This is a genomic window from Catenulispora yoronensis, assembly GCF_039531695.1.
In the GTDB taxonomy this organism is placed as follows: domain Bacteria; phylum Actinomycetota; class Actinomycetes; order Streptomycetales; family Catenulisporaceae; genus Catenulispora; species Catenulispora yoronensis.
Genome location: NZ_BAAAQN010000036.1, coordinates 71,648 through 82,097, shown reverse-complemented (window position 1 = coordinate 82,097; position 10,450 = coordinate 71,648). Strand labels below are relative to the sequence as shown.

6 protein-coding genes are annotated in these 10,450 nt (G+C 73.4%); all 6 read right to left on the bottom strand.

The genetic code is table 11. From position 1 onward, the window contains the following. Positions 1 to 5: 5 nt before the first annotated feature. Genes ABD481_RS26670 through ABD481_RS26645 form a run of 6 tightly spaced genes read right to left on the bottom strand, consistent with a single transcriptional unit; the run spans position 6 to position 10,428 of the window. The gene (locus ABD481_RS26670; RefSeq protein WP_344668500.1) at positions 6 to 929 is read right to left on the bottom strand and encodes a TauD/TfdA family dioxygenase; all 924 of its coding nucleotides are present in this window, start codon (positions 927 to 929) and stop codon (positions 6 to 8) included. Continuing rightward, on the bottom strand, positions 926 to 2,845 hold the full coding sequence (locus tag ABD481_RS26665; protein ID WP_344668499.1) for a non-ribosomal peptide synthetase: 1,920 nt from the start codon (positions 2,843 to 2,845) through the stop codon (positions 926 to 928). The genes ABD481_RS26670 and ABD481_RS26665 overlap by 4 nt, the downstream gene beginning before the upstream one ends. Beyond that, positions 2,842 to 3,642, bottom strand: a complete 801-nt coding sequence (locus ABD481_RS26660) for an alpha/beta hydrolase family protein (protein ID WP_344668498.1) — start codon at positions 3,640 to 3,642, stop codon at positions 2,842 to 2,844. Before ABD481_RS26660 ends, ABD481_RS26665 begins: the two co-directional genes overlap by 4 nt. After that, positions 3,639 to 3,968, bottom strand: coding sequence for a phosphopantetheine-binding protein (locus tag ABD481_RS26655; protein ID WP_344668497.1), 330 nt, complete (start codon positions 3,966 to 3,968; stop codon positions 3,639 to 3,641). The genes ABD481_RS26660 and ABD481_RS26655 overlap by 4 nt, the downstream gene beginning before the upstream one ends. Further along, positions 3,965 to 5,368 carry a condensation domain-containing protein gene (locus ABD481_RS26650; protein ID WP_344668496.1) on the bottom strand — a complete coding sequence of 468 codons (1,404 nt, stop codon included), beginning with the start codon at positions 5,366 to 5,368 and terminating at the stop codon, positions 3,965 to 3,967. Before ABD481_RS26650 ends, ABD481_RS26655 begins: the two co-directional genes overlap by 4 nt. Further along, the gene (locus ABD481_RS26645) at positions 5,368 to 10,428 is read right to left on the bottom strand and encodes an amino acid adenylation domain-containing protein (protein ID WP_344668495.1); all 5,061 of its coding nucleotides are present in this window, start codon (positions 10,426 to 10,428) and stop codon (positions 5,368 to 5,370) included. The genes ABD481_RS26650 and ABD481_RS26645 overlap by 1 nt, the downstream gene beginning before the upstream one ends. Positions 10,429 to 10,450 lie beyond the last annotated feature (22 nt).

The following is a 10,450-nucleotide window of genomic DNA, read 5'->3' as shown; positions in this document are numbered from 1 at the left end:
CGCCGTCAGGTCATCGCGACCAGGACGCGGCGGTCGCCCGTGAACGCGCTCCGGCCGTGGGCCATCCGCATGTTGTCGATGATCAGCACGCTCCCCGCCTGCCACGGGAGCTCCAGCGCGACCTTCCGATAGGACTTCGTCACCGCTTCGATGTCGGCTTCGGGGATCGGCGAGCCGTCGCTGAAGTGGGCGTTGCGCGGCAGCTCCGACTCGTCGTAGAGCTCCAGGAGCGCCTCGCGCACCTCGGGATCCAGCGTCGAGGGGTGGAACAGGTTGGCCTGGTTGAACCAGACCTCCTGGTCCGAGGACGGCGCCACCCGGGTGGCCGGGCGCAGCGCGTCGGTCCGCAGCTCCCCGTCGGCCCACACCGCATCCATCCCGTGCTCCCGGCAGTACCGCTCGACGGCCTGCTGGTCCGAGGTCTGATACGCCTCCTGCCAGGTGAGGCCGAGCCCCTCGCGGTAGTTCCGGGTGTAGACGACGCCGCCGTCGAAGCGGTCCCGGACGTCGCCGGGGAGGTTCTCCAGGACCTGCCGGCTGTCGGCGATCGGGGTGCAGCCGCCGGTCGCGGGCGCGACCTCGCACAGGAAGTACAGGTATCCCGGCCAGGAGTCCGAGTAGGAGTTCTCGTTGTGCATCGGGATCTCTTGGCTCGCCGGATACTCGGTGGAGGTGTAGACGTTGCCCTTCACCGACGACCGCGGCGTCGAGCGCTCGGTGTACGACAGCTGCGGTCCGCCGAGCGCCGAGACGACGTCGCCGAACTCGTCGACCCCGCCGGCCAGGCCCCGGAGCACGACCGCGCCGTGGATCTGGAGCTCGTGCGTCAGCTGCGACTTGTTGTCCTCGACCCAGCGCAGCGAGACCCCGCCGGGAGGTGCGAACTCCAGCGCCGTGGTCCAGCCGTTCCCTTGTTCCAGTCCCCTCATCGGACTTCCTCCCTCACCGGGCGGCTCGCGGGGCGAGCGTGGCGGAGCATTCCTCTGACCGTGCGGTGGCGCAGCACGTCCCTGATACCGATCCCGATCCCTGCGGCCCGCGCCAGACCGACGAGCTGAGCGGCGCCGACGCTGCCGCCGCCGAGGTTCAGGAAGTCGTCGTCCGGGCCGACCCGGTGCGCGCCGGTCACCTCGGCGACCAGGCGGCACAGCAGGTCGGCGGGATCGGCCTCACCGTCGCCGGGCCCGGCGGCACCGGAGGCGTCCTCGATCGCGGCCAGCCAGGCCCGGTCGACCTTGCCGTTGGCCGTCAGCACGAAGTCGCCGACGACCGTGATCCGGCTCGGCACCAGGAACGCCGGGACCGCTGCCTCCAGCTCGGCTCGGATCGCGGCGGCATCCAGCTCCGCGCCGGGAACCGGCCGGACGAACGCCGACAGCCGCTTCGACCCGGTCGCGGCGGCGGTGGCCAGCACCGCCGCCTGGGAGATCCCGGCACAGCGCAGCAACGCGGCCTCGACCTCGCCCAGCTCGACCCGGTGGCCGTCGATCTTGACCTGGTCGTCCTCCCGGCCGAGGTACTCCAGGATCCCGGAGGCGTCGCGCCGGACCAGGTCGCCGGTCCGGTACCAGGTGGCGCCCTCGGCGCCGAACGGATCGGGCCGGAACCGCAGCTCGCTGAGATGGGCGTCGTGCAGATACCCGCGCGCCACCTGCGCCCCGCCGATGTAGAGCTCGCCGACGTCCCCGTCCGGCACCTCGCGGCCCTCGCCGTCGAGCACGTGCAGGCGGGTGCCCGCGGTGGGCACGCCGATCGGCACCGGTCCGTGAACAGCACCATCCGGGCCGCCCGGGCCAGCCGGCTCCACCCGGTGGATACAGCAGCCGACAGTGGCCTCGGTCGGGCCGTACTCGTTGATCACCTCCACCCCCGGGTGGCCGGCCCACCAGCGGTTCAGCGCCTCCCGATACAGCGCCTCGCCGCCGATGACCAGCTGCTCGCTCGGCGAGACCACCTCGGGCAACGCCTCCAGCAGCGGCAGGTGCGACGGCGTGACCTTGAGGAACGAGGGCTTGCCGAGGTGCGCCGGAACGCCGTCGGCGGCGATCGCCATCAGGTTGCCGGTCTCGATCGTCCCGCCGGCGATCAGCGGGCCGAACAGCGAGGTCACCGACATGTCGAAGGAGATGGAGGAGTGCACCAGGGTGCGTCCGGCCAGCGCCGGGTACTCGGTCAGCGCGACCCGCAGGTAGACCGCGAGCGCGGCGTGGTCGATGACGACGCCCTTCGGCGCGCCGGTCGATCCCGAGGTGTGGATGACGTAGGCGGTGTCGTCGGGGGCCGGGCCCACGGGGCGGTCGACGGCGCCGACCAGCGCCTCGCCGGCCGCCTCCAGGTCGGCGAGGAGCACTGTCTCCGGCGCTGCCCCGGCCTGGACCAGGCCGGCACGGTCGGCTATGACCAGTCCGGCCTTCGAGCTCGCGACGATCGCCGCGGTCCGCTCCTCGGGGTCGTCCGCGGCCAGCGGCACGTATCCGGCGCCGGACTTGAGCACGCCGAACAGCGCCACCAGCAGGTCTGCCGAGTTGGGCATCCGCACCGCGACCAGCCCGCCCGGCCCGAGGCCGCGGGCGGCCAGCGACCGGGCCACCAGCTCCGAGCGCCGATCAAGGTCCTGATAGGTCACCGCCGACCGCTCGTCGACCACCGCCGTGGCGAGCCCGTTCCGCTCCACCTGGCGGCGGAACAGCGCGAGCAGCCCAACGAACGCGCCGGGTCCGCACTCCGACCCGCTCCCCGGTCCGTACTCCGATCCGCTCCCCGGTCCGCACTCCGATCCGCTCCCCGCTCCGCACTCCGGTCCGCTCTCCGATCCGGTCTCCGGGCCGCTCCCCGGGGCCGTCACGCGGCGACCCGCTTCAACAGACCGCGGACCTGCGCGGCCGTGGCCTCGCTCCGCAGCAGGTCCTCGCGCGCCGCGTCGATCCGCAGGTGCCGGCCGTCGAAGCCGTCCGCGGTGGCGCCGGCCGAGAGCAGCACCGTGGTGTCGCCCCAGCGCAGGCCGTCGTCCTCGATCTGGGAGGCGCGGAGCAGGTAGCTGCCATAGCCGCGGAAGGCCAGTTCGAGTTCGACGCCGATGTCGGCGGCGATGCCGAGGCGTTCGAGGTTCGCACCGCATGCTTCGCCGTAGGCCGTGGCCAGGATCTCAGTGACCTGTTCCAGGTCCGGTTCGCCTTCGGTCGCCCGCCGCGCGCGCCGGACATGGCTGTCGCGCTCGTCGGCGGTCAGGGCGGACATCGCCTGGACGGTGGCGGTGAAGTCGTCCAGGAAGGTCGCGGCGGTGGGCCGCTCGGGGTCGAACAGGACGACGCGCGGCCGGACGCCGTAGCCGTCCTCCATACGGTCGGCCAGCGCCAGCGCGAACAGGCTTCCGGAGCAGTATCCGAAGACTGCCTCGACGCGCGGGGCCCAGGCGCCCATCGCGTGCGCCCAGCCGTCGACGAACCATTCCAGGGAGGGTTCGCCGGGGCCGTCGGGCAGGTCGTCGGGCAGGGTGGTCAGGCGGACGTCGTGGTTGCGGGCCAGCAGCGGGGCGAGGTCATGGAAGGTGGCCTCGCTCCGGGCGGTGCCGTCCACGTCGACGGCCAGGACGAGGTCGCCCTCGGCGCCGGCGCCGATCCGGTGCCAGTCGGGCCGGTTCACCGCTCGGCTCCGAGCCGGTCGTGCACGGCCTGGGCGACGGCGGCGACGGTGCGGCCGCGGAAGACGTCCCGGATCGAGACTTTGACGTCGAACTCGCGGCGCAGCCGGGCGACCAGGCGGGCGGCGAGCATGGAGTTGCCGCCGCGTTCGAAGAAGTCGCCGGCGGCGGGGAAGCCCGTGGCGGGGAAGCCGGTGGCGGCGCCGCCGGCGGGCGCGCGTTCGGCCAGCAGGTCGTCGAAGAGGGCCGCGACCCGCTCCTCGACCGTGCGCGGGTCGGTCTGCTCGTCGGAGGCCACGGGCTGCGAGACCTCGTCGGTGTTCGTCATGGGGTGCCCCTTTCGAGCCTCGCGTGCGGCCGGTCCAGGACGGTCCCGGCCAGGGCGAGGAACTGGGCGCCGATGGTCTCGGCGGTGGACTGGCGGAAGAGGTCCGTGGAGTACTCGATCCGGACGCTGCCGCCGGCCTCGGACTCCGAGAGCGAGATGCTGAGGTCGCATTTGGCGATGTGCATCTCGGGCCGGAGGTTCTCGCACCGGACGTAGGGCAGGTCCCACGCGGAGGCGAGTCCGGCGCTGTAGACGAAGGCGTGCTGGACCAGCGGGGTGCGGGACAGGTCGGGGGCGACGCGGAACTCGTCGACCAGGCGGGCGAAGGGCACGTCCTGGTGGGAGAAGGCGTCCAGGCAGGCGGTGCGCACGCGGCCGAGGTAGTCGGCGAAGGACAGGGCGCCGGAGGTGTCGGTGCGCACGACGACGGTGTTGACGAAGTATCCGATCAGGTCCTCGGTCTCGGCGCGGACGCGGCCGGAGACCGGGGTGCCGACCGCGATGTCGGTCGCGCCGCTCAGGCTGCTCAGGAGCAAGTGGTAGACCGCCAGGTAGCACATGTAGGGAGTGACCCGGAGCTCCTGGGCCAGCTCGGACACCCGCGCGGAGAGTCCTCCGGGCAGGGGCACACGCAGGGCTTCGCCGTGCCCGCTGCGGGTGGCCGGGCGCGGCAGGTCCGTCGGCAGGTCGAAGGGTTCGAAGCCGGCCAGGTACTTGTGCCAGAACGCGATCTGGGGTTCGAGGCGGTGCTCCTGGGCCTCGCTCTGCTGCCAGATGCTGAAGTCCGCGTACTGGATCGCCGGCGGTGCCGGGTCCGAGGCGCGGCCGGTCCGCGCCGCCTCGTAGTGCAGCGGCAGCTCGCGGGCGATGACGCCGAGCGACCAGCCGTCGCAGACGATGTGGTGGACGACCAGGGTGAGCAGGTGCTCGTCCGGGGCCAGCCGGGTCAGCCGCAGGCGCAGCAGCGGGCCTGCTTCGAGGTCGAAGGGCTCCGCGACGAGTTCGCGCACCTGCCGGTCGGCCAGCGCGCGCAGGCTCTCGCCGCCGAGGTCCGCCTGGTCGCGGTACTCGAACGGCACGCGCGCCGCCTCGTCGACGAGCTGGACCACGACGCCGTCGTCGTCGAGCACGAACCGGGTCCGCAGCACCTCGTGCCGCTCGACCAGCCGAACGAACGCGGCGCGCAGGGCGTCGGGGTCCAGGGCCCCGGTCAGCCGGATCGCCTCGGGGTAGACGTACTCGCGGCTGCCCGGGTTGATCTGGTCCATCAGCCACAGCTGCTGCTGGCCGTGCGAGGCGACGACGGAGCGCACCCCGGCGGCGCGGGGCCGGATGGCCTCGGACCGCCGTGCCCCGGCGATCCGGGCCAGCAGCTCGCGCTCGGCGGCGGCGGTGTCCATCAGGACCCGGCCTGTTCGGCGGCGACCCGCTCGACCAGCGCGGTCTTCATCTCCGCGACCGTCGGCGCCTCGTAGACCTCGCGGATGCTGAGCCGGATCCCCAGGCCCTGGTCGAGGCGGTTGATGAGCTGGGTGACCATCAGCGAGTGGCCGCCGAGGTCGAAGAAGTTGTCGTGCACCCCGACGGACTCGACGCCGAGGGCCTGGGCCCAGATGTCCGCGACGGTGCGCTCGATCTCGTCGCGCGGGGCCACGGTCTGTGCTTCCTGGACGCGCAGGCGCCGGCGGGTGCCCCGGGCGAGCGCGGCGACGTCGACCTTGCCGTTGACGGTCAGCGGGATCTCGTCGACGGTGACGAACACGGCCGGGATCATGTAGCCGGGCAGCCGGTCCTTCAGCGCGGCGCGCAGCGACCGGACGTCGAGCTCCTGCTCGGCGCTCTGGACGACGAAGGCGACCAGTTCCATGTCCGCCACCCCCGACCGCTGCCGGCGCTCGGCGATGACGGCGCAGTCCTTGACGGCGGTCTTGGCCCGCAGCGCGGCCTCGATCTCGCTCAGCTCGATGCGGTAGCCGCGGACCTTCACCTGGCGGTCGAGCCGGCCGAGGAACTCCAGCTCGCCGTCCGGGTTCCAGCGGGCCAGGTCGCCGGTGCGGTAGTAGCGGACGGTGCCGCCGCCGAGCCCGGCGCGCGTGACGAAGCGCTCGGCGGTGCGCTCAGGGCTGCGGTGGTAGCCGCGACCGACGCAGCGTCCGCCGATCAGCAGCTCCCCGGGCACCCCGGTCGGCGCCGGCCGGCCGGCGTCGTCGACCACGACGACCTCGGTTCCGGCGAGCGGGCGGCCGATCGGCGGGACGGCGAGGTCCTCGCCGATGAGCGTGCCGGCCGGGACCGTGTAGGCGGTGGCCCAGATGGTCGCCTCGGCCGGGCCGTAGAGGTTGGTGAGCGTGAACGGCAGCCGGGTGCCGACGGGCAGCTCCAGCCGGTCGCCGCCGGCCCCGAGCCACTTCAGGTCCGGCACGGCGTCGTGGTGGTGGGTCAGCAGGTGCATGGCGAGCGGCGTCGGCAGATAGCAGTGGGTGACGCGGTGCGTGGTGAGCAGCCGCACGACCTCTTCGGGGGTGAGGCGGACGGTGCTCAGCAGGCACGTCGCGCCGGCCGCCAGGACCCGCCACATCTCCCAGACCGACACGTCGAAGGACTGGCTGGCGGTGCAGGGGACGAGGGAGCCGCTCGGCAGCGGCAGCTCCGCGGTGCTCCAGCGGATGTGGGCGGCCAGGCCGCCCTGCTCGATCATGACGCCCTTGGGCGTGCCGGTCGACCCGGAGGTGTAGATGACGTAGGCGAGGTCCGCCTGGTCGCCGTCCGCGGGCAGCGCTGTCGTGAGGTCCTGCCCGAGCCGGACCGCCTCGTCGACGGTGACGGCCGGCGCGGTCCCGGCCGGGACGCGCTCGCGGGTGGACTCGGAGCAGAGGACGAAGTCGACGCCGTCGAGCATGGTCGCCAGGCGCTCGGCGGGTTCGGCCGGGTCGATCGGCGCGTAGGCCAGCCGCGCCTTGTGCGCGGCCGCGGCCGCGATCGGCAGATCACGTCCGCGCTTGACGAACACGCCCACGATCGACTGCGGCGGGAGCCCCTCGGCGAGCAGCGTCCGGGCGACGGCGTCGGAGTGCGCTTCGAGTTCCGCGTAGGTGATCCGGCCGCTGTCGTCCTGGACCGCGATCGCGTCCGGCGTCCGGCGGGCCCAGGTCCCGATGTGGTCGACGACCCGGGCGGCCTCAGGACGGCTTTCCGAGGCGGCCTCCGCGGCCGGTTCCCCCTCCGGCCGCGCCGGACTCCGGCCCAGCACCGCCAACTCGCCCTGCTCGCCCGCGCCGACCAGCGGCAGCGTCGAGAACGGCCGGGTCGGCTCGGCGAGCAGCCGGTCCAGCAGCTCGACATAGCGTCCGGCCCACCGCTGGACCGTGGCCGCGGCGAACAGGGCGCTGTTGTACTCCCACGTCATGGTGATGCGCTGGTCGGCGACCTCGCGGCGGCCGGTGTACGCCTCCCCGGCCGGCAGCACGATGATGCTCAGGTCGAACTTCGCGGAGCGGTTGGACGGGTAGGAGATGGTGCCGGTCGCCTCGCCGATGCTGAGTTCCGGGAACGCGCTGTCGTGGGCGCTGAACATCACCTGGGCGAAGGGGTTCGCCGGGGAGCCGCGGTCGGGGTTGAGGGCGCGCACGATCTCCGGGAACGGCACCTCCTGGAGGTCCCCGGCGCCGGTCACGTCGTCGTGGACCTGGCGCACCAGGTCCTCGAACGAGTCCAGCGGCCGGACCGTGGCCCGCAGCAGCACGGTGTTGACGAACATCCCGACGACGTCCTGGGTGTCGGCCAGGCGCCGGTTGGCGAACCAGGACCCGACGCACAGGTCGGCCTGCCGGGTGTGCTGGGACAGGAAGACGTGGAACGCCGCGGACATCATGTCGAACAGGGTGATGCGGCGCTCCCGGCAGAAGGCGCGCATCCGGTCGGGCAGCGATCCGGGCAGGCTCACGCGCACCACGGCGCCGGCGTGGCCCACGACCGCCGACCGCGCGACGTCGGGCGTCAGCGCCACCGGGTCGCCGAGCGTCGACAGGCGCTCGCGCCACGGCGCCAGCTGCGCGGCGAGCGCCCCGTCCGTGCCGAGTTCGCGCTGCTGCCAGGCCGCGTAGTCGCCGTAGGTGAGCGCGGGCTCGGCCAGCGGCGAGGGCTCGCCGGACAGGTAGGCGTCGTAGAGGACGGAGAACTCGCGCATGATCAGGCCGAAGGACCATCCGTCGTGGATGATGTGGTGCTCCAGCAGGACGATCTCGTACTGGTCCTCGGCGGTCCGCACCACGGTCCAGCGCTGGAGCGGCAGGCTGGTCAGGTTCAGCGGCGCGGCGATGGCCTCCTGGATGCGGGCGTCCGCGGCGGCGCGCCGTTCGCCGGGGAGCACCTCGCGCAGGTCGACCCGCTCCGCGGCGACCGGCGCCGGCGGGTGCGTGTCCTGCCAGTAGCCGTCGACGTCCTCGGAGTAGGTGGTGCGCAGGACCGGGTGCCGGCGGTGCAGCTCGGTCAGGACCCGGTCCAGGACCTCCAGGTCCAGGGCGCCGGAGACGCGGATGATGGCCTGGAACCGGTAGGACATGTCATCGGGGTCGAGGTCGGCCATGTACCAGAGCTGCTTCTGCTGGACGGACATCGGCACTTGGGAGACCCGGGCCGGGGTGACGGCCGGGAACCGGCGCGGGCCGCCCTGGCGCTGCTCGATCAGCTCGGCCTGGGCCCGGACCGTGGGGGCGTGGATGAGGTCGCCGACCGACAGGTCGACCCCGGCCAGGCGGGCGATCTGCACCGCGACGCGCATGCTGCGCAGCGAGTGCGCGCCCAGGGACATCAGGTCGTCCTCGGCGCCGACCTGGTCCAGGCCCAGCTCCTCGGCCCACAGCGCGGCCACCTGGGCCTCGTACCCGGGCCGGGGCGGCACATGGCCGCCGGCGTCCAAGAAGCGGCGGGGCGCGACCTCGATCCCGGCCAGCGCAGCGCGGTCCAGCTTGCCGCTGGGCAGCAGGGGCATCCGCTCCAGGACGGTGAAGTAGGCGGGCACCAGGGCGGCGGGCAGCTTGGCGGACAGGTAGGCGCGCAGCTGCCGCACCGAGGGGATCTGGCGGTAGTCCTCGGGGACGACGTAGGCCACGAGGCTGTCCTGGCCGTGGACCTCGCGCAGGGCCACGTGCGCCGCACCGACCTCGGGGTGCGCGGCCAGGGTGGCCGCCGCCTCGTCCGGCTCGATGCGGACGCCGCCGATCTTGACCTGGTCGTCCAGGCGGCCGAGGAACTCCAGCGTGCCCTCGGCGGTCAGGCGGACGCGGTCGCCGGTGCGGTAGAAACGCTCCCGGTCCGGGCCGGCCACGAACCGCTCGGCGGTCAGCTCGGGGCGGTCCAGGTAGCCGTCGGCGATGCCGGTGCCGCCGAGCCAGAGCTCTCCCTCGCCGCCGGCGGCGACCGGGCGGCCGGACTCGTCGACGACCTCGGCCCGCACGCCGGGGACGGCCTGGCCGATCACGATCGGGTCCTCGGCGTGCTCCAGCCGGTGCACGGTCGCGGTGATGACGGCCTCGGTGGGGCCGTAGGAGTTGAACAGGGGGATGTCGAAGTGCTCGAACCACAGCGCGGTCTTGGCGGCGTCGAGGCGCTCGCCGCCGAGGACGACGCGGGTCAGCGCGGCGGGGGCAGTGGAGCCCCCTTCGATGATCGCCTGGGTCAGGGCGCTCCAGACCGACGGCGTGAAGTTGGCGATGCTGACGCGTTCGCGGTCCAGGAGGTGCAGGACGGAGTTGACGCTCCACGCGTCCGGCCGGGCCACCAGCGCCGCGCCGGAGGTGAGGGCCGTGAAGATCTGCTCGATCGAGGCGTCGAAGGCCAGGGAGCCGAACTGCAGGGCCCGGTCGGCGGGGTCGATCCCGTAGATCTCCCGCATGGCGGCGATCCGCTCGGCCGCCTGGCGGTGGCGGATCGGGACGCCCTTCGGGACGCCGGTGGTCCCGGAGGTGTAGATGACGTACGCCTCGCCGTCGGGCAGGGCCGTGCGGGTCACGCGCTCGGCGGACCGGGAGGCGATCAGCTCGGTGTCGGCCCGCAGGTCGATCTTGGGGATCCGGGCGACGGCCGGCTTCGCGAGGTCGACGCCGGAGCCGACCAGGGCCCGGCAGGAGGCGTCACGGAGGATGAACTCGCCGCGCTCGGCCGGCAGGTCGGGGTCGAGCGGGACGTAGCAGGCCCCGGCCTTCAGGATGCCGAGCAGGCCGGTGTAGAGGTTCGTGTCGCGCCGGGCGCTCAGGGCGACGCGGTCGCCGACCGCCACGCCGTGCCCGAGCAAGTGCCGGGCCACCCGGTTCGCCCGCACGTCCAGCTCGCCGTAGGTCAGGCGCTCCTCCCCCACGACCAGCGCGAGGGCATCGGGGGTGCTGCGAGCTCTGTGTTCGAATCCGGCGTGCAGCAGATCCGTGAACTCCTGCGACGATGAGCCCGCCGACGAGCGATTCATCGGGCATCTCCCTTGTTTGGCT

What these genes read in the sequence shown, in the direction of transcription:
- ABD481_RS26670 (WP_344668500.1), bottom strand. Translation starts at nt 929, where the DNA reads ATGAGGGGACTGGAACAAGGGAACGGCTGGACCACGGCGCTGGAGTTC.
- ABD481_RS26655 (WP_344668497.1), bottom strand. Translation starts at nt 3,968, where the DNA reads ATGACGAACACCGACGAGGTCTCGCAGCCCGTGGCCTCCGACGAGCAG.
- ABD481_RS26650 (WP_344668496.1), bottom strand. Translation starts at nt 5,368, where the DNA reads ATGGACACCGCCGCCGCCGAGCGCGAGCTGCTGGCCCGGATCGCCGGG.
- ABD481_RS26645 (WP_344668495.1), bottom strand. Translation starts at nt 10,428, where the DNA reads ATGAATCGCTCGTCGGCGGGCTCATCGTCGCAGGAGTTCACGGATCTG.